General features: G+C 69.9%; 13 protein-coding genes. All 13 read left to right on the top strand.

The window, feature by feature from the left end:
* Positions 1-72: 72 nt before the first annotated feature.
* The 13 genes from Pla133_RS18880 to Pla133_RS18820 all read left to right on the top strand — a co-directional run bounded on the left by Pla133_RS18880 (position 73) and on the right by Pla133_RS18820 (position 25,516).
* Positions 73-1,944, top strand: coding sequence for a type II secretion system protein GspD (locus Pla133_RS18880; RefSeq protein WP_145068124.1), 1,872 nt, complete (start codon positions 73-75; stop codon positions 1,942-1,944).
* 926 nt (positions 1,945-2,870) lie between these two features.
* Positions 2,871-5,300: an Rne/Rng family ribonuclease gene (locus Pla133_RS18875; RefSeq protein ID WP_419195403.1), complete on the top strand. Its 2,430-nt coding sequence runs from the start codon at positions 2,871-2,873 to the stop codon at positions 5,298-5,300.
* A 413-nt stretch (positions 5,301-5,713) separates the two neighbouring features.
* Entirely contained in the window at positions 5,714-6,028 is a 315-nt protein-coding gene (rplU, locus tag Pla133_RS18870; protein ID WP_145068119.1) for a 50S ribosomal protein L21, read from the top strand.
* A gap of 25 nt (positions 6,029-6,053) precedes the next feature.
* Positions 6,054-6,302 (top strand): 50S ribosomal protein L27, encoded by a 249-nt coding sequence (gene rpmA, locus Pla133_RS18865; protein ID WP_145068117.1) that lies wholly within the window; start codon positions 6,054-6,056, stop codon positions 6,300-6,302.
* A 163-nt stretch (positions 6,303-6,465) separates the two neighbouring features.
* Positions 6,466-7,467 carry a GTPase ObgE gene (gene obgE / locus Pla133_RS18860; RefSeq protein ID WP_145068115.1) on the top strand — a complete coding sequence of 334 codons (1,002 nt, stop codon included), beginning with the start codon at positions 6,466-6,468 and terminating at the stop codon, positions 7,465-7,467.
* 112 nt (positions 7,468-7,579) lie between these two features.
* Positions 7,580-9,208: a PilT/PilU family type 4a pilus ATPase gene (locus tag Pla133_RS18855; RefSeq protein ID WP_145068112.1), complete on the top strand. Its 1,629-nt coding sequence runs from the start codon at positions 7,580-7,582 to the stop codon at positions 9,206-9,208.
* A gap of 307 nt (positions 9,209-9,515) precedes the next feature.
* Positions 9,516-10,535, top strand: coding sequence for a PDZ domain-containing protein (locus Pla133_RS18850; protein ID WP_145068111.1), 1,020 nt, complete (start codon positions 9,516-9,518; stop codon positions 10,533-10,535).
* Between the two features lie 137 nt (positions 10,536-10,672).
* Positions 10,673-11,527 carry a type III pantothenate kinase gene (locus tag Pla133_RS18845; protein ID WP_419191729.1) on the top strand — a complete coding sequence of 285 codons (855 nt, stop codon included), beginning with the start codon at positions 10,673-10,675 and terminating at the stop codon, positions 11,525-11,527.
* A 46-nt stretch (positions 11,528-11,573) separates the two neighbouring features.
* Positions 11,574-12,668, top strand: coding sequence for a GTPase (locus tag Pla133_RS18840; RefSeq protein ID WP_419191728.1), 1,095 nt, complete (start codon positions 11,574-11,576; stop codon positions 12,666-12,668).
* A 225-nt stretch (positions 12,669-12,893) separates the two neighbouring features.
* A complete protein-coding gene (gene pyrB / locus Pla133_RS18835) occupies positions 12,894-14,477 on the top strand; it encodes an aspartate carbamoyltransferase (protein ID WP_145068106.1) in 1,584 nt (527 codons plus the stop codon).
* A 334-nt stretch (positions 14,478-14,811) separates the two neighbouring features.
* Positions 14,812-18,201, top strand: coding sequence for an Ig-like domain-containing domain (locus Pla133_RS18830; protein WP_145068104.1), 3,390 nt, complete (start codon positions 14,812-14,814; stop codon positions 18,199-18,201).
* A gap of 214 nt (positions 18,202-18,415) precedes the next feature.
* Positions 18,416-21,814 carry an Ig-like domain-containing domain gene (locus tag Pla133_RS18825; RefSeq protein WP_145068102.1) on the top strand — a complete coding sequence of 1,133 codons (3,399 nt, stop codon included), beginning with the start codon at positions 18,416-18,418 and terminating at the stop codon, positions 21,812-21,814.
* A gap of 537 nt (positions 21,815-22,351) precedes the next feature.
* Positions 22,352-25,516, top strand: coding sequence for a hypothetical protein (locus Pla133_RS18820; RefSeq protein ID WP_145068100.1), 3,165 nt, complete (start codon positions 22,352-22,354; stop codon positions 25,514-25,516).
* Positions 25,517-25,627 lie beyond the last annotated feature (111 nt).

The following is a 25,627-nucleotide window of genomic DNA, read 5'->3' as shown; positions in this document are numbered from 1 at the left end:
CAGCACTCCGCGCGCGGGCCACCGACACCTCGGTCTGCGCGCGGGTCCGATTCACGCACCCAGGAACCACCCATGAAGCTCCATCACCTGCTGGTCGCCGCTGCGGCCGCACTCCCGATCGCTGCGCCGGCATTCGGGCAGGCGCAGAGCCCCGACGCGCGCGTGTCGCTGCGGCTCGAGGGCCGTCAGCTCCAGGAAGTCGTGGACTTCCTCCGCGACGAGTCCGGCGCCAACATCGTCATCCTCGACAAGGAAGCCGCGTCCGACGCGATCTCCCTGGACCTCACCGACGTTCCGTGGCGCGAAGCGCTCGAGCTGGCCGCCGAGCTCGCGGGCTGCGTGGTCGAGGAGCGCACCGCTGGCGTGCTCACGCTCACCAGACCGCCGCGCGTCACCTTCAGCTTCAAGGACACGGACCTGACCGAGGTGATCGACGCCATCGGCAAGGTCTCCGGCGCCAACATCGTGGTCGCGCCCGAGGTCAGCGGAACGCTGACCCTGCGCCTGACCAACGTGCCGTGGCGCGACGCCCTCGACGTGGCGGTCAAGACCCTGGGCTACGCAGTGGTCGAGGAAGGCCGCGGGATCATGCGGGTCGTCGACCCGCTGACCCTCCAGGCGCAGCTCGAGACGCGCAGCTACCAACTCCGCTACCTGCGCCCGCGCGGCAACTACGTACCCGTGATCAACTCGGAGTTCGTCGCGGGCTCCGCCAAGGCGCCGACCGGCGAGATCGAGAAGGACTTCCCGATCATCGAGGCCATGCGCAACGCGCTGAGCACCGGCGGTGACCTCGACTACGTGGTCGACCAGAACGTGTTGATCGTGCGCGACACCGCCCAGGTGCACGCGGAGATCGCCGAGATGATCGAGCGCCTCGACGTGGAGCCGATGCAGGTCTTCGTCGACGTGAAGTTCGTCAGCACCACCAACGACGACCTGCTCAACTTGGGCGTCGACTACGGCGACTTCGGTCCCAGTGTCGGACTGACCATGGGTCAGATCCCGATCAAGCTGCCCTTCGACCTGGGCGACGGCGGCTGGGAAGATGGCATCATCGCCAACGACTCGGGCCAGGGTCCGTTCACCGACCCGCTGCTCAACGCGGGTTCGACCACCGTGGTGCCGGAGACGATCTTCGGGGCGCTGTCCTTCACCGGGGTCACCGCGACCCTGCGGATGCTGCAGCGCGATACCCGCACCCAGGTGGTGCAGGCGCCCAAGATCATCGCCCTCGACGGTCGTGAAGCGACGATCTTCGTCGGCGAGACCATCCGCTACGCCGAGGCCAAAACCGAGCAGGGCCAGGCTGGTGGCTTGAACCTGTCGGTGGTCGAGGCTTCGGGCTCGCCGGTCGAGGTCGGTTTCCAGCTCCTGGTGGTGCCGAACATCATCCCGGGCACGAATTCGTTGACCATGGACGTGATCCCGAAGGAGACCAGCCTCTCCGGTCAGGGCGACAGCTCCCTGGCTCCGGCCGGCTTCGACGTGTTCACGGTCGGCGCAGCGGGCGCCTCGGGCTCCATCGCCCTGCCGCGCGTGCGCTCCTCGACGATCGTCACTTCGATGCTGCTGCAGAGCGGGCAGACCGCGGTGATCGGTGGCCTGTCCACCGACATCGAGCTCAACCGCGTGAGCAAGGTGCCCTTCCTGGGCGACATCCCGATCCTGAGCTTCTTCTTCAAGTACAAGGAGAAGACCAAGGAGCGTCGCAGCCTGATGGTCTTCATCACGCCCACGATCGTGCGCTCGGCCCAGGACACCCAGTCGATCCTCAAGCGGGAGATGGAGCGACGCACGGCCGCCTACTCCGATGAGCTGCGCGAGCTGATCGGCGACGAGATCAGCAACGCGAACGATGTTCAGAGCTCGCTGCATGACCCGGTCGCCCCTGGCCAGGACGTGGATCTGACGCCCTTCGTGGAACCCACCCCGGGCTCCTGAGGCGACCTCCAGGGTCAGCGTGAACGGGCGCTCCGCCCCCCCGGGAACGGGGGGCGGGGCGCCCGCCCTGCGTTCGGGGGAAGGGGGGGGGACGGGGGTCCGATCGACGGGAAGTGCCCCGGCCGGCTCCGATCGCGGTCGATTTGTCCTCTCGCGTTCGCTTTCGACCGTCGATTCAGCGACCATGCCACCCGAGTCAGGCCCGTCCTGGTGCCCTAGGTGGGTGCTCGGGCACCGGACTCGAGCGCGACCCGCACGCGACGTGCGAGGGGGGGCAGTCCTTTCTGGGGACCCCGCCAGCCGCCGCAGCGAGGGCGCGACGCCCCGGGACGGCGTTGTCGGGTACGACGGCGGCCGCGCGGACCCATCGGGTTCCCTGCAGCCCCGCTCGGCCGGCCGCGGCGCCACGAGGCGGTCACGTCTCATCCTCCTTGCGATCGATTCGCCAGGATCCAATCCCGCGCGGCCAGATCCGCGCTGACCAGCACACGCGCAGGCGCGTACGGGTCGGAAGACTTCCGACCGCGAGCCGCCGCCGCGCCGCGTCGGACTTGCCCGACGCGCACTGAAAAGAACAATCCATGACCGACCAGCCCAACCCGGGTGACTTCGAGATCCCGGGACCGGCGGCAGCGCACGACAGCGCGCCCCGAGAATCGGCTGCCCCTCGCGAAGCGAGGGGCGACTCCGCCACCGACCGTCCCATCGAGGGACGCGACACCGAAGGGCGGAGCGACGAAGACGGCGCAGGACGCGCCCGTCGCCGCAGGCCCCGCCGCCGGCGAACCCTGGGTCGCAGCGACCGCAGTTCGGAGGCGACCTCGCCCGAGGGCGAGCATTCGAGCGGCGATCGCTCCGACGGGCGGCGCCCTGAGGCGCGGCGGGAGGCCCCGGACGACGAGCCGGCAGTTCGTGAGCGCACCGTAGTGGCCGACGACGACGGGGGGCACCGCACTCCAGCCAGGCGCCGCAAGCGCCGCAGTCGCAGCGCGGGCGCCGAGCGCGAGTCGGACGAGGCAAGGGCCTCGAGCGGCGATGTGGGGGCTACGGCCGAAGCCGAGTCCGAGTCACCCGCCCGCAAGAAGCGTCCGCGCCGGCGCAGCCGACGCCGCACCGCTGGGACGGCGGCGGAGACGCAGCCCCACGCCGACGACGAGGACGAAGAGGTCGAATCCGAAGGCACCCGTGCGTCCCGCGGAAGTGAGCGAGGCGGTGACCGGGCCAGTCGCTCCGAGCCCTCGCGAGGGGGCGCCGGTCGGGGGAGTTCCGCTCGGAGCGGGTCCGATCTGGACGACGACGACGAAGAAGACGGCGAGCGCGACTCGGCCGATTCCGCTGTCGACCTCGACGAGGCCGCTCGCAAGCGCTCCCGCCGCCGGGGCTCCCGCGGCGGTCGGCGCAAGCGCAAGGGGCGCTCGGGCGAGGAGGCTGCTGATGACGACGCGGACGACGGCGACTCGGACGACCGGTCCAATGAGCGCGGTGCCGTGTCGATCGAGGTCATCCCCGGCGAATTGGACGATGACCTGCCCGAGGTCGAGCCTGTGCGATCGGGCCGCTCCAAGAAGAAGGGCAAGGCAGCCAAGAAGAAGGCTGGCAAGACCTCGAAGGCCACCAAAGCGGACAGGGCGGACCGGTCCGACCGTCAGGACGCCCCGTCGATCCCCGAGCCGAAGCGTGACCAGGTGATCCTGGTCAACGCCGTCGACCCCGAGGAGACGCGCGTCGTCGTGGTCGAGGGCCAGAAGATCGTCGACCTGCAGATGACGGTCGACCAGCACAAGAACTACGTCAACGACATCTACCGCGGTCGAGTCGTCAACATCGAGTCGGCCATCGGGGCCGCCTTCGTCGACTTCGGCCAGGGACGCAACGGCTTCCTGCACGTCTCGGACGTGATGGATTGCTACGGCGAGGACGACTGGGCGCTGGAGAAGCTGCTCGCCGCCCGAACCGATGTCGAGGATTGGGAGGACAAGGGGCCCAAGCCGGAGGAGTTCGACGGCGACGACGCCGAGCGAGAGGACTCCGGTGGCAAGTCGAAGGCCAAGGGCAAGTCGAAAGCCAAGGCCCAGGACGGTCGGCGTCGCGGTCGCATGCGTAGGCGTCCGTCCGTGGACGAGGTGCTCAAGAAGGGCCAATTGGTGGTCGGTCAGATCACCAAGGACGCGATCGGCGACAAGGGGCCGACGCTGACCACCTACATCTCGATCCCCGGTCGCTACCTGGTTCTGATGCCCTCGCTCGAGCGCACAGGCGTCAGCCGCAAGATCGAGGACGACAAGGAACGGCGCCGGTTGAAGCGCATCCTGCAGTCCCTCGACATCCCGGACGGGATGGGCGTGATCGTGCGCACGGCCGGCATCGGCAAGACCAAGTCCGACATCCGTCGCGACCTGGACTACCTGCTGGCGGTCTGGACCACCTTCTCCGAGAAGCTGGTCCTGGGGCGCAATCCGGCGCCCCTCTATCAGGAGTCGGACGTGGCCATCCGCACCATGCGAGACCTGTTCTCGTCGCGAACGGAGAAGGTCCTGGTCGACGACCCCGAGGTCTTCGATCGCATGGTGGAGTTCACCAAGCAGCTCATGCCCGAGCACACCGACCGCGTGGTGCTCCACGACGGGCCGCGGCCCCTGTTCCACACCTATTCGATCGAGCAGGACTTCGAGAAGATCTTCTCGCGCCGCGTCGAGTTGCCTTCGGGTGGTTCGATCGTGATCGACCAGACCGAGGCCCTGGTGGCCATCGACGTCAACTCGGGCCGGACCCGCGACGACGGGGCCGACTTCGAGGACATCGCCCTCAAGACGAACCTCGAGGCGGCGCCCGAGATCGCACGTCAGATCCGTCTGCGCGACATGGGCGGCATCCTGGTGCTCGACTTCATCGACATGATGCGCCCCGCGAGTCGCCGGCACGTGGAGCGCGCCCTGCGCGACGCCATCGCCGAGGACCGCGCGCGCAGCAAGTTGGGTCGAATCTCCCAGTTCGGCCTGCTCGAGCTGACCCGTCAGCGCCTGGGCCCGGGTCTCTCGAACCTGGTCTACGACGCCTGCCCCTCCTGCCGCGGTACTGGCCGGCGCCGCACGGCCCAGTCCCGGGCCCAGGCTCTGCTGCGGCGACTGGGCTCGGCCCTGACGCAGAAGGGCTTCAGCAAGATCGAGGTTCTGACCCACACCGACACGATCGAGTGGCTCAAGAAGAAGGACCGGGCCCAACTCGAGGCCCTGGAAGACAAGCACAAGCGCGAGCTGATCTTCCGGGCGGTCGACGACCAGACCGAGGACTCGATCTTCCACTACCTGCGAGCCGACGGGCGCGAAGTGCGCCCGGGCGGGCGCCGCAAGCGCTGAGCCGCCGCCGGACCCCGGCCTCGGCGCCTCCCCCGGCGGGGGAGGCCGGGGCCGGGGCCCCGTTCGGAACGGCGGCTGGGTCGGGCCTGCCTCGGCAGGCGCAGCGTCGTCGGGCCCGGCCTCCAGCGGACCTGCCTCGGCCGGACCGCACCTCCACCGGCCCCGGCCGGCGACTGCTCGGGTCCGGGCCGACTCCCAGGCTCTTCCCAGGGCCACCGAGCGTCGCTATGATTCTCGGCCCGCTGCGCCGAGCGCGTGGGTCCCGCGCGACGGAGTTCGATCCGTCGCAGCTCGACCCCGGTCCACGCAGTACCTCGGGAGGCCCTCTGCTCCCGATCCGATCACCCGGCTCGAGGCTCCGACCATGGGGCGTCGCCGCCGGCCCCCGAGTTCATCCAACCCTCCACGAACCCGTGTACGCAGTCATCTCCGATCGAGGTCGCCAGTCGACCGTCCGCGTCGGCGACGTCGTCAACGTCGACCTGCAGTCGAGCGCCGAGCCCGGATCCGAGATCACCTTCGACAAGGTGCTGCTCGTCGGAGGCGAGGGCGGAGCCCGCATCGGCACCCCGACCGTCGACGGAGCCTCGGTCACCGCCAAGGTGATCGGCGACTCGCGCGGCAAGAAGCTGGTCGTTTTCCGCTTCAAGCGCCGCAAGAACGTGCGCGTCAAGCGCGGCCACCGCCAGACCTACACCCAGGTCGAGATCCTCGGCATCAACGGCTGAGCAGCAGCCCGAACCAAAAAGAACGATGGCACATAAGAAGGGTCAAGGCTCTACCCGCAACGGACGCGACTCCAACCCCCAGTTCCGGGGTGTGAAGCGCTACGGGGGACAGACCGTCACCGCCGGGACGATCCTCGTCCGTCAGTGCGGCACTCGCTACAAGGCAGGTCACAACGTCGGGCAGGGCAAGGACTACACCCTGTTCGCCCTGGTGCCCGGCACGGTGCGCTTCCAAACCGGTCGCCGCGTGCACATCGACCCGATGACCGCCTGAAACGGCTAACCCTGTCCGGGGGGGCCTAGTCCCCTGTCCGGGGGGGCCTAGTCCTGCGTGACACGGGCTCCGAGAAGACGGGTCCCGAGAGACTGCCTGACAGCCCGACGGGGACCACCCGGCGGGCTGTTTGCGTGCACGGACGACCCCGACCCATCATCCAATGTTCCGCGACGAGTGTGAGATCACGGTCACAGCCGGGCGCGGAGGCGACGGCCTCTGTTCCTTCCGGCGCGAGAAGTACGTCCCTAAGGGCGGGCCGGACGGCGGCGACGGCGGCGATGGCGGCAGCGTGATCCTGGTCGCGGACTCTTCGATCAACTCGCTGCTCAAGCTCTCCCGTCAGCCCAAGCACGCCGCCAAGAACGGGCAGCCGGGCGGCTCTCGCCTGAGCACCGGTCGCGGCGGTGCCGACCTGGTGATCGAGGTCCCGGTCGGCACCCAGATCCGCGATGCCGAGCACGGCAACCTGCTGCGTGACCTCGACCAGGACGGCCAGAGGCTGGTCCTGGCCCGGGGCGGCAAGGGCGGGCGCGGCAACACCGCCTTCGCCACGCCGACGCACCAGACACCGCGTCGCTACGAGGAGGGCCGACCGGGGGAGGTGCGCCGGGTGACCCTCGAGTTGAAGCTGGTGGCCGAGGTCGGTCTCGTGGGCCTGCCCAACGCGGGCAAGTCGACCTTCCTCTCGGCGATTAGCCGCGCCACGCCAAAGATCGCGGACTATCCCTTCACGACCCTCCAGCCCCAGGTCGGCATCGCCGCCGTGGGGGACTTCGACACCCTGGTCGTGGCTGACCTGCCCGGACTGATCGAGGGCGCGGCCGAGGGCCACGGCCTCGGGCACCAGTTCCTGCGTCACGTGGAGCGCTGCCAGGTGCTCTTGCACCTGGTCGACGTGTCCGAGTCGGCTTCCGAAGAGCCCGAGACGGCGCTGCGGACGATCGAGTCCGAGCTCCAGCAGTACTCGCCGGAGCTCGCCGGGCGCGAGCGCCTGATCGTCGCGACCAAGGTCGAGAGCGACGAGTCCGAAGAGCGCGCCGCGGCCCTCGAGGCCAGCATCGGCCGTCCCGTTTGGCGCCTCTCGGCCTCCACCGGCAGGGGCGTCGAGGAACTCCTGCTGGCGGCCAGGGAGCGGGTCAGGGGGACCCAGGAGGTCTTCTAGGCCATCCTCTTCGAGCGAGTCCGGATCCGCTCAAGCCTGCTCTCCGCGCGGCCCGAAGTCAGCCGCAGGGTCTGTCCACGCCCCGTGGACGACCGACCCAGGAGAAGCATCCGTGACCACCCACGACCATCAGCCCGACGGCCCCCTCGGGGGCGAGCCCCTCGAGTTCGACCTGGACACCCCGCCCGCGGAGCCGGGGCCCCCGGCACTGGAGTTGGAGGCGCTCGATCCCCAGCCTGGGCAGGCGCCGGCAGCTCACCCAGGTCCCCAGGCGCCGCTTCCGCGCGGCCACGCTCCTGGCGCTCCCCTGGGTCCGCCCAGGAGCAACATGGGGGTCGACCCATCCGAGGTCGCTCCCGCTGAGGACTCCGCGCCGGTGCCCGAGGAGCAGTCGGCGGCGCCGCAGCCGCTCGAGCCCGCCGACAGCGACGCGGTGGCCGCCCTCGATGCCCTCGGCAGCGGTGAGCGGCGCGTCGGCGACCACTCGGGTCGTTCCGGGCGCCGTCGCACCGACCTTCCCGGTCCCGACCTCCACACCCTGGCCGAGACCGGACTCTCGCCGCGCCACCAGCTCGAAGCCTGGCTGGCGGAGATGGTCAAGGTCGAGGCCAGCGACCTGATCCTGCGCGCCGGCGGACGGCCCTCGTGCCGCGTCGACGGCCGGATCATCTTCCTGCCCGGGCGCGTGCCTGCGGCGGGACCCCTGGCCGAGGTGATGACCGGCATCATCGGCGAGGACCGCATGGTCCAGTGGCGCAACCAGGGCTCCGCCGACGTGGCCCTGCAGCTCGACGGGCTGGGGCGCTTCCGCCTCAACGCCTACCGCCAGATGGGGGACCCGGCCCTGGTCCTGCGCCGCGTGGCCGACACGCCGCCCAGGCTCGAGACCCTCTGCCTGCCCACCGGCGAGCTGCAGAAGCTGGCCAAGCGTCGGCGCGGGATCGTGCTCGTCACCGGCGTCGCCGGTTCGGGCAAGTCGACCACCCTCTCGGCGGTGATCCAGCACATGAACACCACCGCCGAGCGGCACATCATCACGCTCGAGGATCCGGTCGAGCTGATCTTCCGCGAGGACCGCTGCGTGATCAGCCAGCGCGAGATCGGCACCGACGTGTCGACCTTCTCGGAGGGTCTGCGCCACGCCCTGCGCCAGAGCCCGGACGTGATCCTGATCGGCGAGATGCGGGATGCCGAGACGGTCCAGGCGGCCCTCGACGCGACCGAGACCGGTCACCTGGTGATGTCGACCCTGCACACGGTCAACGCGGCCCAGACGGTCGATCGGATCATCAGCTTCTTCCCCAGCGAGCAGCACACGCAGATCCGCTCGCGCCTGGCCGACAACCTGGCGGCGGTGCTCAGCCAGCGCCTGGTGCCGCGCCGCGAGGGCACGGGGATGGTTCCGGCCCTGGAGCTGATGACGTCCACCCCGCGGGTGCGCGAGCTGCTGGGCGAGGGCCGCACAGCCGAACTCGGCAAGGTCATCGAGTCCGGCGACGGGAAGGGTCTGATCTCCTTCAACCAGTCCCTGCGCCAGCTCGTGGAGGCCGGCCTGATCGAGCTCGAGACGGCCTTGGCCGCCAGCGACCGTCCGGACGAGCTGCTCCTGGCCCTGCGTGGCTTCACCACCGCCGGCGGCCGCGGCCGCCAGGCCCAGGAGCAGAGCGAGGGCAAGAGCCACCTGCGCCTGGAGAGCAACACGGACCTGGACATGGAGCCCGGAAGGCGCCGCCAACACTGAGCCGGCGCGGGGCCGATGGCGAGGCCCGACCGGGCAGGCAGGGGGGTGGCGCGGGGCGCCGGGCGAACTCGCCCGGTGTCCCGCGCAGCCGTTCGGCCTGGCTCGCGGGAAGACGGCGGCGCCGCGGTCGTAGACCCGTTCAGGCCCTTGCCGGCTCCCCTCGAGGTCCACGCCGAGGTTGCTCGATGAGGTCGGTCGGCCCCCGCCAGACCCCCTCGCGGGGCCCGGGAGTGCAAGAACACCATCCGGACGGTTAGCATCGCCCCCCCAGCGAAGGGGCGCGCGCGCCGCTCGCCCACGATCAATCATGAGCATCTCGACCGTCAAAGCCGTGCTCTGGGTCGCCAACCTCGGCGCCCTGGGGACCCTGGGCTACACCCTGTACGACTGGACGCAGACCGAAGGGGAGAAGTTGACTGCCCAGGTCACGCGGCAGATGCAGCAGGACCTTTTGGACGACATCCCGCGTCCGGAGCCGCCCAAGCAGGACATCTATCCCTACGAGCGGGTCGAGGCCAACTTCTTCGCCCTCGAGTGGACCGGCAAAGAGCCGCCGCCGGTAGTGGTCGACAAGCCGGTCGACCCCGGCACCCCGGCCAAGGTCAAGGCGACGCCCATCGCCGACATCCTCAAGGTGCTCTACCTGCAGGTGGACACCACCGCGCCCCAGCACTCGGTGGCCCTGGTCAAGTACAAGCTGGCGGCCCTGACCTCGCGCTTCAAGGAGCCGGTCAACCTCTACATCGGCGACACCCTGCCCTCGCCCCAGAACGGCTGGATCGTCGACTCCATGACCGAGGAGGGGGTGGTCTTCCGCCGCGTGTCCGAGGACGACGACGAGGAGCCGCAGACCGCGCGCCCGGCCCGGGCCAGCGACGGCGACTTGATCGTCGAGGTCGGCGAGGACGGCGCGATGATGCCGGTGCGCGAGTTCATTCCCGCGGCGCGCGAGGGCTTCGTTCCCACGCGTCCCCAGCGCACGATCGAGCGCAGCCCGAACAACTTCGTCTTCGGCGACGAGGACCTCGTGGCGATCAACGAGAACTACCTCGAGATCCTGTCCAACGAGGTTCGCCACCGGCCCTACCGGGATCCGCGTACGGGCACTTGGAGCGGGGTCGAGATCCTCTCCGTGACGCCCGGCTCCATCGCCGCGCAGCACGGGGCCAAGTCCGGCGACGTGATCAAGAGCATCAACGGCACCCCGGTCAACTCGGTCCAGGAGGCGATCCAGTACGTCAAGAACAACGCGGACGCGTACGACGTCTGGACCGTGGTGGTCGAGAACTCCGGCAAGACGCGCACGGTCACCTACCAGAAGCCGTGACGAACCTCGCGCCGTGATCGCGGCCGCGACGCCGCGACCGGCGCCGGCGATGTCGCGCAACCGATCTGAATCACCGCGGGCCCGGTGGCGCGACGAGCGCCCCGGGCCCGTGGGCCGTTTACCAAGCAGCCCCGCAAGTGAAGGCCAATCGACACCCCGCCGCCCTGACCGCGGACCTGGGCAACAGCGCGCTCAAGCTCGCCGCCTGGCGTCCGCTGGAGCGCGGAGCGATCGGCGCAGCCCACCCCGCGGCGCGGGCGACCCTCGAGCACGGCAAGGGTGACGATCCGGGCAGGCTGGTGGAGGGACTCGCCGCCTTCCTTGACCAAGCTGCCGCGTCGGGAGCGGCTGTCCAGGTCGCGGCCCTCTCCAGCGTCGCCGGGCCCGAACGCACGGCGCCGCTGGTCGAGACCCTCTCGGCCGTGCTGAAGACGCGCGGCGTCGAGCTGTACTGCGGTCCCGACCACGGCTTGGCGAACCTGTGCGACGAGCCGCACACGGTGGGGGCCGATCGGCTCTTCGCGGCGCGCGGGGCGCTCGAGCTGCTCGGGCGCGGATGCGTGGTGATCGACGTGGGCTCCGCCATGACGGTCGACGCGGTCGTCGCCGGCGATCCCGACGCCACCGAGCCTCGCGGGCGCTTCCTAGGCGGCGCGATCGCTCCGGGGCCGTGGCTCCTGGCCCAGGCCCTGGCCACGGGCGGGGCCCAGCTCAAGTTGATCGAGCCCCGCGCCGGTGTGCCCGCCCTCGGGCAGGTCACGGGGGCGGCGCTCGAGTCGGGTGTCGTCCACGGCTTGCGCGGCGCGGCCTTCGAGTTGGCGCGACGGGTGGGGGCCGAGGCGGGGCTGGCGGACTCGGTGCGGGTGGTCACCGGCGGCGCGCGCGGTCTGCTCTTGGATCCCGAGCCCTTCTGGACCGGCGACCTGCGCGAGGACCCGGACCTGGTGCTGCGCGGTGTGCTCGCGGCCCTACTGGAGCGCGTCGGCGCTTGAGCTGATGTCCGACTCGCCTCCCACAAGCCGACAGGACTGGATCGCCTTGGCGGTCACCGAACTCACCGCGCGGTCCAGCGGCGCGGTCGCCGTGCTCGCGCTCGAGGGCGCCGGCTCCGAGGCGGCCCTGCGCTCGTTGGGGGTGGCGCCCCCCGCTCCGGGGCGGATCCGCCTGGCGCGCCTCGAGTCGCGCGGGCTCGCGGGCGAGCGTGAGGTCCTCGACGAAGCCCTGGTTGTCGGCGTCGATCGCCAGCGCTTCGAGCTGCACCTGCACGGCAGCCCGGCCGTGGTCGAGCGCCTCCGTCTGGAGCTCGGCGGGGCGTCCCTCGCATCCGAGTCCCTCGAGGACCGCGCGCGGCAGCTCCTGGCCGACGCCCCCTCCGAGGTCGCGGCGCGGGTGCTCCTGGACCAGAGCGAGGGCGCCCTGCGCCGGGCCCTGGAGTGGGCCCGCCTGGCCGAACCGGCCGTCGCGCGTGCCGAGCTCCGCGCACTCGTCGCCCGCGGACGCGCGGCCATGCCGCACCTGCTCACGCCCCGGGTGGTCCTGGCCGGGCCCTCCAACGCGGGCAAGTCGACACTCTTCAACGCCCTGGTGGGGGAGCAGCGCGTGCTCGTCGACGCCGCCCCCGGCACCACCCGTGACGCCGTGGTCGAGCGCGCACGTCTGGGGCTCACGGTGGTCGAGCTGGTCGACACCGCTGGCGAGCGGGAGCTGCCCGACGGCAGCAGCCAGGCGCAGGTCGAGGCCGCTGGCCAAGCCCTGGCGCGCAGCCTGCGGCGGTCGGCGGACCTGGTCTTGTGGTTGCGTCCGGCCGACCTTCCCGGGGCTCCCGCGCCGGCCGAGACCGCCCAACTGCGCCTGCTCGACAGCCGCGCCGACCGGGCCCCCGGCCGCAGCCTGGCGCGGCCGATCCGCGCCGCCACCGACCCCGCAGGCGCCCGCGCCATGGTCGCCGAGCTGATCGCTGAACGCATGGGCCCCTGGACCTGGCAGGCCGGTCAGGCAGTCCCATTCGAGTCGAGTCAACTCGCCCTGCTCGAGCGGGCTTCGACCTGCCTGGCGCGGTCCGAGCGACAGCGAGTTCTCGCGCCACTGCTGCGGATCGCAGTTCCCCGGGCGCAGACGGACATCGCGCGTTGATCGGAGCCGGTGTGCCGCAGTATCCTCCGGCCCCGAGTGGCTGCGGTCGCTCGGAACATGGCCAGCCGATCCAGGACCGAGAAGAACGCGCCGGGTTCTCGACCCCGAGCCAGCGGGGCGCAGCAGCCCGCATCCGTTCCGTCCACGGCTGAGCAAGCCGATCGAGCGCGATCGACGTCGTCGAGCGCGGCGCACACGAGTCCAGCGTCTGCGAGGGTTGCACCGATGAGCACGGCTCCTGACCCGGAAGCGCCGACGTCCGTCGACCCGGTCCAGCCCGACGCAGAACCGTCTCGCAGCGGGACGCGGGCCACCAAGCGTGGTTCGGCTTCGAAACGATCCGGCGGGGAGGGCCGCAAGCGCGGCGGCAAGGCTGCAGCCGATCGCGGTGACGAGCACGGCAATCAGCGGGGTGGCGAGCAAGGCGACGATCACAACGGCCCGGCGGTCCCCGCCGAGCCCAAGGCCGCCGGCAAGGATGCGCGCCCCGCGCCGCGGCGCGACCTGATCTCCATCGACGACCTGTCCCTGGCCGAAATCCGCGGGTTGTTCCACCACGCGGACCGCTTCGCCAAGGACCTGCGTCAATGGTCCGGCGTGCTCCCCGGTCGCATTGCCGCTAGCCTCTTCTACGAGCCGTCGACGCGCACGCGCCTGTCCTTCGAGTCGGCCATGCTGCGGCTCGGCGGCGGCGTGATCACGGCGGCGGACATGAAGACCTCCAGCGCGCAGAAGGGCGAGTCCCTGGCCGACACGGTGCGCGTAGTCTCCGGTGCCTACTCCGACATCATGGTGCTGCGCCACCCCAGCGAGGGGGCCGCGCGCCTGGCGACTCACTTCTCGGAGGTGCCCGTGATCAACGCCGGCGACGGCAGCCACGAGCACCCGACCCAGACCCTGTGTGACCTGTACACCCTGTGGGTCGAGCGCGGTCGTCTGGACGGACTCGAGGTGGCCCTGGCCGGCGACCTGCGCCACAGCCGCACGATCCACTCGTTCATCTACGCCCTGGCGCGCTTCGGGGCCAACATCGTGTGTGTGCCGCACCACGGCCTGGAGCTGCCCGACTACGTGGTCAAGCGGCTGCGTGAGTCCTACGGAGCGGAGCCGGTGCGCGCGGACGCCTCGCGCCTGGGTGCCTTGGCCGAGGCCAGCGACGCGGTCTACATCACACCGCAGAAGCCGCACCAGTTGAGTCTGTTCACCGACTCCGCGGCGCTGCCGGTCAAGCACGTGGATGCCGTCTACATGACCCGCATGCAGACCGAGCGGCACCTGGAGGCCAAGGACGAGTCGGCCTACATGCGCCTGGGTCCCCAGGCTCTGCAGGCGGATTCGCTGCGGGACGCAGTGGTCATGCACCCCCTGCCACGGCGGGACGAGATCAGCGCCGACATGGACTCGGATCCGCGCGGCGTCTACTTCAAGCAGGCCTCACGCGGGGTTCCCGTCCGCATGGCGATCCTGGCCTGGCTCCTGGGCGAGCTCGAGCTGGCGGGCGAGCCCGCGCCGCCCCCCTCGGTCCTGTTCGAGGTCCCGCTGGGGGATAATCCCTGCCCCAACCCGACCTGCATCTCGCGCACCGAGGACCGCCACGCCCGGCCCCGCTATCGGCTGCTGTCTCGCCACCCCCTGCGGGCGGCCTGCGGCTACTGCGACCAGGAACTGAGCTTCGGCCTGGTCGGGTCCATGGGGGACCGCCACTGGCATCGTCGCGAAGGTCCCGGTGCCCGGCGCGTCGAGCCCGGCTCGATGGTCTTCCTGCGCGACGAGAGCCACGCCGAGTCGCTCGGCTTCACTGCCGAGTAGACGGTGCGCCGTCGCCGGGTCGGCGGCGGGCGTCCGGCCGATTCCGACCTCGAGGGCGGTCCCGCTCCAGGTGGCTCAGGCGCCCCTTGGGTGGCCCCGCGGCGTCCCCCGACTGGTAACCTCTAGAACTCGGCCAGGTCCCCCTGCAACCTGCGTCGCCACCCACCTAGTTCCGTTGGACCTCGGCCGCCGGTCGCGCTGCCCCACAGCCCCGGCCGGACGTGATCCAACTGCCCCTCGGTCGGCTCCCACGCCGGCCCCCAGCCACTCCCGGGATCCGAGTCACCGGATCCCCCGACGGACGGCTGGGATCGATCCATCGACCCATCGAGCCATGCGGCAAGCAACCCCCCCGTTCCGAGCTGAGACGACCGGCACCTGCCTGCGGACCGACGTTCATCCTGCTGAGGCCAGCGGGAGTCGCGCCGGCGGCGTCGCGTCCAGCCTGAGGGGTGCCGTCGCGGCCCTCGGCCTGGTCGCCATGGCGGCCTGCGGTGGATCGTCGAGCAGTGGCGGCAGTGTGTCGCAGGGGCAGTTGGGCTCCACGGCGATCAAGCCCGGCCAGTCGAGCGTGCTCAACGGCGGCGGGTACATCGTCACCGACAACCAGAGCGGGACGGCGGTCGACTTCCGGTTGGTGGGGATGGCTTGGGGGCGCCTGGTCGACGTGTACGACACCGTGCCGACCAGCTCCGACTACACCTCGAACCCGCTCGACACCGACAACTACGAGTCGCGGCTGATCTATCCGGACTTCGTGATCGGTCAGGCCGTGGACACGGCCTTCGAGTCCGGCGAGCTCAAGTGGGAATTCTCGACCAACCCGGTCAACGGCCAGCCGCGGCTGCGAATCAGCGCCGACGCCGAAACGCAGAAGTCGCTCTTCTCGCTCCGCATCGGCGAGGCCACGTCCGGGCTGCAGCCGGTGGATCCCAAGGGAGTCGGCCCCACGGAGCTGCCGCCCTTCTCGGTCGTGGCGCGCAACGCGGCCCTGGTGCTGACCTTCGACGACCTGCTCGCCGACTCGTCCATCGGAGCCAACTCGACCGTCGATGTCCTGGTCGGCGATCCACCCGTGACGCCCTTTGACGCCCGCGTCCTGACGGATTCGAACTACGGCGGTGTTTCGGCTGTGGACGGTACGTTCCGGTCGTCGCGGATCGTGATCGACTTCACGGTCACGGCCGACGAGCTGGTCACCGTCGGTCAAGTGGTCGAGGTCAACGGGGTGGGCCTGCCCACCAGCGAGAACACGGTGCAGCCGAACCTCGCGATCCGGATCCCGACCAAGGTCGTGCCCGGGGTCGGCCAGTTCGCCGTGCTGACGAACCCCGGCGGCGGGACCCTCAATCTCAACGAGAGCGGTCCGGTGGACTTCTCTACGCCGACCCTCGACGTGGCCTGGACGCTGCGCGCGGGCAATGCGACCGACGAGAACAACGGCTTCCTGGTCGACAACATCGCGCCGCGGGTCGTGGGCATTCAGCCGGCCATGATCACCGCCGCCTCGGACGATCCGACCGGTGTGGCGGGCATCGACCTGGTGCTTTCGCTCGAGTTCGAAGTGACGGACTGCGCGCTGAACCCCCAGCCCGGCGACGTGATCCAGGTCTCGTCGATCCTGAGTTACGAGGTCAAGCAGGCGGCCACCGTGGTGGGGTCCACTGCGATCAACGTACCTGTGCGGATCTTCCCCGACTTCGAGTCGGTGAGTGCGTCGGAGCTCGCTGGCGTCGATGTGCAGTTCCTGAGCCCGTGGCGCGAGTCCCTGGGCCAGTCCAAGGCGCCCTGCTTCGTGCGCTTCTCGCCCTCGGCCGGGCTGCCCCCCGCTTTTCAGGTCAGCCCCGAGGCCGACGTGATCGTGCGCTTCAGCGAGCCGATCGACCCGAGCAGCGCGCGGCCCTTCGACACCTTCTACATCGCTCGGTCGGCCCTGACCGACGCCCAGCTCTCCAGCGCGGCGGGTGGCCTCTTCCCGGCCGACACGAACGACCTGGTGCTCGGCACCATCGGGCAATCGTCCGACGGTCGCGAGCTGCGCTTCACGCCCTCGGTGCCTTTCACCCACGCGGCCTCGGCCCTCGAGACCTACTACCTCAACCTGTTCTCGGACAGCGCCGAATCCAAGGGCCTGATCGACCTGGGTGGCAACACGCTCGCCGACGCGCTGCCGCGGGTTCCCTTCACGATGGACCCGGCCGCGGCGGCCCAGGACACCGGCAGTTGGGTGCTGCGCTTCAACTTCGCCGAGGAAGATGGCGTGGGCGGCCCCGAGATCCGCGGTCAGTACCTGTTCGACGAGACCAAGGGCCAGATCCGGCCGCGGCCGGTGCAGCGCTTCTCGGCGGTGATCGACCGCAACACCGAGCCCGTCGTGGGCGGGATGGTGCCGAACATCACGGCGCTCGAGACGCCGCTCTCGGCCCAGGGCTCCAAGTCGCACCTGATCTGGCGCTACATGGACGTCGGTTTCGACATCAGCCAGAAGGACGACCTGTTCTACAACCTGGACATCGAGGGCATCGCCCTGTCGCCCTTCGGTGGGGCGGTGGTCTCGACGGTCTACGACGAGTTCGAGATGCGCCTGGGCCACGCGGCCAACGTTCCGGACGAGTTCCTGATCGTGCTGCCGCCTCCGATCCCGGCCTTCCCGACCTCTGGTTTCGGAACGTCCGATCCCTTCGACTCGAACTTCCTCTCCGACCCCAAGGGCGGGCCTTTCGTGGTGCACCCGCGTGAGCTCGGCTTCGCCATCTCCAGCTCGGACGTGGTGGCTGCCTCGACAGGAATGCCGGTCTTGCAGATGCCCTGGAACGACGGGCTCTCGGAGAGCGACAAGACGTTCTTCACCTGGCGCGACACCGCCGTCCAGACCTTCGGCAACGTCGACGACTCCGGAGCGCTGCTCGGGGGCGGCGTGCCGACCTTCCAGGAGGCCGCCATCCTCGGCCTGCTGATTCCTCCGGGCGATGTTTGGGGCCCCGGGATCCCCGATACCGGTCCGATCAACCCGATCGGGGTGCCCTCGCCCGGCCTGCCCCTGTTGATGGAGTACCGCTGCTACCCGACGGAGTCGATCAGCCTGAACGCATTCGACATGTCGATGGCCGTGGCCGTGGCGCCGGTGCCGCACTTCCGGGCCTTCTCGACCGGTGGTACGAACACGACGGGCCAGGTGGTGATCAAGGATCCTGACCTGCAATCGGACCCGACCGGTGGCTTCGACACCACTGCCGGCAACGAAGGTCAGCCGACGATCGCCCGCGACGACATGTTCTACATGGGTCAGATGGACATCGTGATTCGCACCAGCCGGGTGTACACGATCCTGATGGACGCGGAGCAGCAGCCGACCTTCGCTCTGGGCACCAAGCCCTACGTCTACGAGGCGATGGTCATGCGTCCGTCGCCGTCCGAGCAGCCGGTCGGCACCTCGGTGATCCCCGCCTGGCGCGGTCAGAACATCGTCTCGCTGAACGCGCACCCGGCGATGATCGACGGCACGCAGATGGACGTCTTCGGCGAGCCTGAGATGGGCCCCCTGGGTGATCCGATGGGGACTCCGCTCAACAATCCGTTCCCGTGGTCGGACCCGACCTGGCACGACTCCCTTTCCGACATGAATGGGCTGCGCTTCGTGCAGAGCCGATTGACCTTCATCGGCAACACCAAGTCGGGTGTGACGGCGTCTCTCGACTCCTACGGCCTGGCCTTCAGCCGCTGACCCGACGGCGCTCGCGGCGAGGCTTCTCTCCGCGAGCGCCGGGTTCGGCGCACAGATTCACTTTCCGAAGCCGGCTCCCCCCCCGGCTTCTTATTGCGGCGTCGCTGTCCGGTCCGACTCGATCGGCTGATCGATCCTTGATGATCGGCTCGGTCAGTCGTGGTCCGTCTTCGGGGCCGCGTTTCGGGGCATCTGCCCCCCAACTGGACCGACGATGATTACCAAGCTTGCGCGCCGTACCGCGTCTTGTGGTGGCGTAGTGTCCCTGGCCGTCCTCCTGGGCTCGACCTCCTGCGGCGGCAACGCCGCTGCACCCGACGAGGGGGGATTGACCGCCAATCTCCAGAGCCAAACCGGACCGGCGTCAACCATGGCCGCGCCTGGCGCGCTCGATCCGCAGCCCGGGCCAATGGGCAGTCTGATCCCGAAGCCCGGGGCCAGCAGCCCGCTCGCGGGTGGCGCCTTCATCCTGGAGCCGAACAAGGCTGGTGGGGCTGCGAGCCTGCGTCTGGTCGAGATGGCGTGGGGACGTCTGGTTGACGTCTATGACACGGTTCTGGCGCCGGGCGTGACCCAGGCACAGTACGAGCGGGATCCCCTCGATCCTGACCTCTACACCATGCGCCTGGTCCTGCCCGACCTTGTGATCGGCGAGGGAGTGCGGACGGCGTTCGAGTCGGGGCAACTGCTCTGGGAGCTGAGCACCCAGCCGGTGTTGGGCGAGCCGCGGCTGCGAATCGGCCTCGACGCCCTGGCCCAACCCGGATTGTTCGCCCAGCGTTTGGACGAAGTCACCGTGGGGCTGGAGTCCGTGGCGCCGGCGAGCGTCTCGCCCACGGCCCTTCCGGACCTCAGCATCCTTCCGACCAGTACCGTCCCGCGGAATGCAGCGCTGACGGTGCGCTTCGACGACCTGCTCGACCCGGCCACGGTCCTGGCCGACTCCACGGTCAAGGTCCTGGTGGGCGACCAGCTCGGCGTTCCCTTCCAGGCGCGCATCCTGCCCGACCCGAACTACGGCGGGATTGCCAACGGACAGTTCGCGCCGACCCGGCTGATCGTGGACTTCACGATCACGCCCGAGGAGCAGATGACCCTGCCCTACGTCGCAGCGCCCAACGCAGTGGGACTGCCGGCGGGCGATGAAGCGAGCGGTGTGAACGTGGCGATCGCCTTCCCGACCGCGCTCGCGCCGGCGGCGGGGCAGTTCTCGCTGCTCACGAACCTGGCTGGCAGCTCCCTCGATCCCGGATCGAGCGGCCCGCTCGATCCGACCTCGCCGTCCTTCGACGTGAGCTGGGGCCTGCAGTCCGGCGGGCCCAATCAACCCGCGAACGGTTTCCTGTCCGACGACATCGAACCGCGGGTGGTCGGCAGCCAGCCGGTGACGATCGTCAGCGCGGCGGCGAGCAACGCCTCGCTCGAGCTGCGATTGATCCTGACCTCGACCGCCACCCCTTGCCTGTTCCCGCCCTCCCGCGGGGACCTGCTGCGGGTCGGCGATGCCTACTTCGTGGAGGTGGTCGAAGTGCTTCACTACGCCGGGCCCAATGACATCGTCGTGCGCGTGGAGGTGCCCTTCGGCGTGACTCCCATCGCGCCCGCCGACCTCGCCGGCGCGGTGGCCCGGTACGAGACCTTCTGGCGCCCGTCGCTCGGTGTCGCGAGCGCTCCCTGCTTTGTGGACTTCGTGCCCCAGGTCGGGCAACTGCCCGCTTCGGTCGTGGACCCGGACGCCCAGGTGTTGGTGCGCTTCAACGAGGCCATCGACCCGGCCTCGGCGCGGCCCTTCGACAGCTTCTACGTCGCGCGTTCGGCGGACATCGACGCGAGCCTGGCCGAGCCCGTAGCGGGCAGTACGGTCCAGCCGCCCTTGCCCGGCGACCTGGTCCTGGGCGACACGCTCAGCTCGGCCGACCTCCGCGAGGTGGTCTTTGCGCCGACCCTGCCCCTGACCCACGTGGCCGGTCAGGCCGAACAGTACTTCTTCAACCTGTTCTCGGACGAGCTCGGCGGCGGCGTGGCCGACCTCGCAGGCAACACCCTCTTCGACCCGCTCCCCATCGTGCCCTTCAGCCTCGATCCGTCCGCCGCGGACCAGGACACGGGGGGCTGGGTGCTGCGCTTCAACACCGTGGACGAGGACCAGCTCCCGGGCCTCGAGGTCCGGGGCCAGGTGCTCTTCGACCTCGCCCTGGGCCAGGTTCACCCGCGCCCGGTGCAGCGCTTCTCGGCGGTGATCGATCGCAATCAACCGGTCGTGGGGGCGATGCAAGCGATCCCTTCCGGCCTGCAGACGCCGCTCTCGGCGCTGGGTAGCAAGGCGCACCTGCTGTGGCGCTACATGGACGCGGGCTTCGACGTGAGCCAGACCGACGCCCTCTTCTACGACCTGGACGTCGAGGGCCTGGCCCTGGCGCCCATCGCTGGCCAGGTCGTCTCGGAGGTCTACCCGGAGTTCGAGATCAGCCTCGGTCACGGGGCGAGGCTGCCGGACGAGACCGTCGACCCGAACTTCCTGCTGCCCAAGTACCCGACCTCCGGCTTCACGCTCGGCGGCTCCTTCGCGAGCAACTTCCTGCAGGATCCCCTGGCGGGTCCGACCGTGGTGCACCCGCGCAGCCTCGGCTTCGCGGTCTCCGCGGGTGACGTCTTCCAGTCGGCCACCGGCACTTCGATGCTGCCGATGCCCTGGAACCAGGGCTTGGCCGAGGGTGAGAAGACCTTCTTCAACTGGCGCAATACGACGGTGCAGACCCGTGGCTCGACGATCGGTGGGAACCTCGTCGGCGCGGGGGTCCCGACCGAGAAGGAGCTCATGGTCCAGGGCGCATCCTCGCCGAGTCCCGGCGACGTCTTCGGCAACTCGATCCATGACAGCTTGGGCGTGCCGACTCCCGTGGGCATTCCCACGCCCGGTCTGCCGCTCTTGATGGAGTACCGCTGCTACCCGACGGACGCGATGGGGTTGAACAGCTTCGACGTGTCGATCGCCGTGAGCTCCTCGCCGCGCCCGTACTTCCGCGCCTTCTCCACGGGGGGGCAGAACACCGGCGGTCTGCTGGTGGCCAAGGACCCGGACCTCGAGGTCTTCCCCAGCGGCGGGTTCAACACCAACCCCGCCGTCGCGCCCCTCGGTGCGTCGACGGCTCCCCGCGATCCCAGCGTCTACCTGGGCCAGATGGACATCGTGATCCGCACCAGCCGGGCCTTCACGATCCTGATGGATGCGGAGCAGTTGCCGTCGATCGACCTGGGGCAAGGGGCCTACGCCTACACGCCGGTGGTCGAGCCCGCGCCCCAGGACCAGCCGGTCGGGACGGCCCTGGTCTTCGCTTGGCGCGGTGCCGACGCCGCCAGCCCATCGACCTACCCGGCCATGTACGACGCCGGGCGGCTGGACGTGTTCGGCGAGCCAATCGTCGGGCCGATCAACTCGGGCATCCCCATCGCTGAGGAGCACCAGTTCCCTTGGGCGGATCCGACCTGGCACGACGACATAACCGGCGTTGCCGGACGGCGCTTCGTGCAGTCACGTGTGACGTTCGTGGCCAACACCGCTACGGATCACACACCCGTGCTCGATTCCTACGGCCTGGCCTTCACGCGTTGAGGCCCGCGCGGGCCCGCGCGCCCGCCACCGACCGAACTCGTGAATGCGGGGTTCCGAGCGATCGGGGCCCCGCATTGCGTTGCGGGGAGGGGGCGCGCGAACTCGCACGGGTCCGCCCCGAGGCGGGTGCTGATCCGCTCGCGGGTCGGGCTGCGATGTGCCTGCCGTTCGAACCCGAGCCCTGGCACGCAAGTTGAGAGTGCAGCTTCGTTCTCCCGCGACTGCTGGAGTCCAGCGCGGTCCCGAACGTGCGCGCCCCGCGCTCACCACTCGGCTAGGCCCCCCCGCGCCGGACGTCGGTGGCCGTTTGGCCGAAGGAATGCCATGCACCTCGCGATCGCGCTCCGAGCGCAATCCGTGTGTCCTCGTCGGGGCCAGGCTCTCCAACCTGCTGCTTCCCGTCCGATTCGTCTGTCCGGTCTGCTGGCTCTGCTCGCCCTGGGCCTCGCCGCCTGCGGCAGTGGCTCGGGCCCCGCGGGAGCCGTCCCCTCGAGCGCGCCGATCGGTGCTGCCGCGACCAAGCCAGGTAGCCAAGGCTTGCTCGGTGGCAGCGCCTTCATCGTCGACGAGAACCACGGCGGGACCGCCAACTCGATGCGGATCGTGGACGTCGCCTGGGGACGTCTGGTGGACGTGTACGACACGCGCCCGACTTCGCCCGACTACGCCAGCGATCCTCTCGAGCCGCAGAACTACACCACGCGACTGGTCTACCCGGACTTCGTGGTCGGTGAGGACGTCCGCACGGCCTTCGAGGCCGGCCAGCTCAAGTGGGAGCTGACCTCGAATCCTGTCAACGGCCGCTTCCGCCTGCGGATCGGTGCCGACGCCGAACAGCAGCAGTCGATCTTCGCCGTGCGCGTGGCTCAGGCGAGCCAGTCCCTGGATCCGATCGATCCCAAGGGCTTGAGTCCGGCTGAGCTGCCGCCCTACTCGATGGTCGCGCGCAACGCGGCCTTGGTGGTGCGCTTCGACGATCTGTTGGACGTGGGCAGCATCGGTCTGCACTCGACCGTCGAGGTGTTCGCCGGCAACCCGCCGGTGGTGCCCTTCGATGCGCGCGTGCTGCCCGATCTCAACCACGGTGGCGTGGCCCAGGTCACGGGCAAGTTCCACCCGACGCGGCTGATCGTCGACCTGACCATCTCCCAGGACGAGCTCGCGACGATCACGCCCCTGGTGGCGGCCAACGGCCTCGGTCTGCCGGCCAGCGCCGACTCCCTCGCGGCCAGCGTCGCCCTGCGCTTCCCGACGGTGATCTCGAGCGCCTACTCGCAGTTCGCGGTGCTCAGCAACGTGAAGGGCACGGCCCTGAACACCGACGACAGCGGAGCCTTCGACTACACGTCGCCCACGGGCGAAGTTGTCTGGGCCATGCGCGCGGGCAACTCGTCCGACGACAACAACGGCTTCCTCGTCGACTTCGACCAGCCGCGCGTGGTCGGTAGTCAACCGGTCACGATCACCCAGGTGACCCCGATCCTCGGGACGGGGGGTGGACTGGCGGTTTCGGTGTCGCTCGAGTTCGGGGTCGCAGGCTGCGCCCTGGATCCGGTCCCCGGAGACCTGCTCAAGATCTCGCCCGAGCTCGAGCTGGAAGTGACGGCGCCCGCGACCCTGGTCGGATCGACGGCGGTCAACGTGCCGCTGGTCCTGACGCCGGGGTCGACCGAGGTGGACCCCGCGGTGTTGGTCGGACTCTCGGCCCTCTACCAGACGCCCTGGCGCGACTCCCTGGGTGCACAGCTCGCACCCTGCTTCGTGCGCTTCAGTCCCTCGGCGGGCCAGCTGCCCGCGGGCCAGGTCGAGCCCCAGTCCCAGGTCATCGTGCGCTTCAGCGAGGCCATGGACCCCGCCAGCGCGCGGCCCTTCGACACCTTCTACGTGGCACGGTCGGCGCTGGTCGACGCGAGCCTGTCGGAGGCCGAGGCCGGTGCGTTGATCCAACCACCGAAGCCAGGTGACCTGGTGCTCGGGGACACGGTTCCATCGCCGGACTTCCGCGAAGTGCGCTTCGCGCCGACCCTGCCGATGACCCACGACCAAGGTTCCAGCGAGTCCTACTTCTTCAACCTGGTCTCCGGCCTGGACCAGGGGGGCCTGACCGACCTGGCCGGCAACGTGCTCGCGGATGTCCCTGGGCGAATCGAGTTCCGGCTCGATCCGAGCGCGCCCTCCGAGGACACCGGTGGGTGGGTGCTGCGCTTCAACGCCGCCGATGAAGACGGCCTGGCCGGCACGGAAGTGCGCGGGCAGGTGCTCTGGGACGAGTCCGCCGGGGTGCTGCGACCGCGTCCGGTGCAGCGCTTCGCCGCGGTGGTCGATCGCTCCCAGCCCATGGTCAGCACCATGCAGCCGATCCCCCTGGGGCTGCAAACGCCCCTCTCGAGCCAGGGCTCCAAGGTGCACCTGATGTGGCGCTACATGGACATGGGCTTCAGCATCAGCCAAACCGACGACCTGTTCATGAACCTCGACCTCGAGGGCATGGCCCTGTCGCCCTACGGCGGCTCGGTGGTCTCGACGATCTACGACCAGTTCGAGCTGAGCTTGGGCCACGCGCGGAACCTGCCCGACGAGTTCTTGATCCCGCCACCCGCTCAGAACTTCGGCCTGCCGATGTTCCCCGGTTCGGGGTTCGTCGAAGGGAACACCTTCGAGCAGAACTACCTGCCGGATCCGAAGGCGGGGCGGACGGTGATGCACGAGCGCGAGCTCGGCTATGCCGTGTCGAACTCGGGGGTGTTCCTCTCGGGCACCGGCACCCCGATGCTGCAGATGCCTTGGAACGTGGGCCTGCCCGAGGACCAGAAGCGCTTCTACACCTGGCGGGACACTGCGATCACCACCTTCGGCAACGTCAATCCGAATGGCGAACTGGTCGCCGCCGGTGTGCCGACGATGCAGGAGCAGACGGTGCTCGGTCTCAGCACCGCGGGCGACGTGTGGGGGCCCTCGATCAACGACGCTGCGGGCAAGGCCACCAAGCTCGGCGTGCCCGCGGTGGCCCTGCCGCTCTTGATGGAGTTTCGCTGCTATCCGACCGAGCAGAGCAGCTTGAACAACTTCGACGTGTCGATTGCGGTGCCCTCGTCGCCCCAGCCCTACTTCCGCGCCTTCTCGACCGGCGGGACGAACGCGTCCGGGAACTTGGTCAACAAGGATCCCGAGCAGCAGATCTCGCCCACGGGCGGTTTCAACGGCAATCCGCTGTTGCCGCCCCTCGGGGCCAAGACCATCCCGCGCGATCCGACCGTCTACATCGGGCAGGCCGACGTGGTCATTCGTACGAGTCGCGCCTACACGATCCTGATGGACGCCGAGCAGTCGCCGACCACGCCGATCGTCGGACTGCCGTGGAAGTATGAGGCGGCGGTGGTCGAGCCCTCGGCTGCGGAGCAACCCAATGGGACGGCGGTCGTCTTGGCCTGGCGCGGGGACGGTTCGCCGTCGATTGATCCGGTGGAGAGCGCGATGTTCGACGCTGGGCGCCTGGACGTGTTCGGCGAGCCCTTGGCCGGCCCGCTGACCGCCGAGGTGGCCGCCGAGCTGGTCCATCCGTGGGTGGATCCGAGCTGGCACTCGAGCCTGGCGGAGGTCTCGGGGTCGCGCTTCGTGCAGACCCGCTTCACCTTCCTCAGCAGCACCGCCTCGGACCTGCGACCCTGGCTCGACTCCTACGGGCTCGCCTTCGAGCGGTGAGGCGAGGAAGCCCGGGCCGCTGGGCGGTCCGGGCGCGCCGCGCACCGGAGTCCTCGGCCAGGACGGCAGTGGCGGCCGCTCGGCGGCGGTTGGTCGTCCTGGTCGAGGATC

This window comes from Engelhardtia mirabilis (assembly GCF_007748095.1).
Taxonomy (GTDB): domain Bacteria; phylum Planctomycetota; class UBA1135; order UBA1135.
This window is presented reverse-complemented; position numbering and strand designations above follow the sequence as displayed.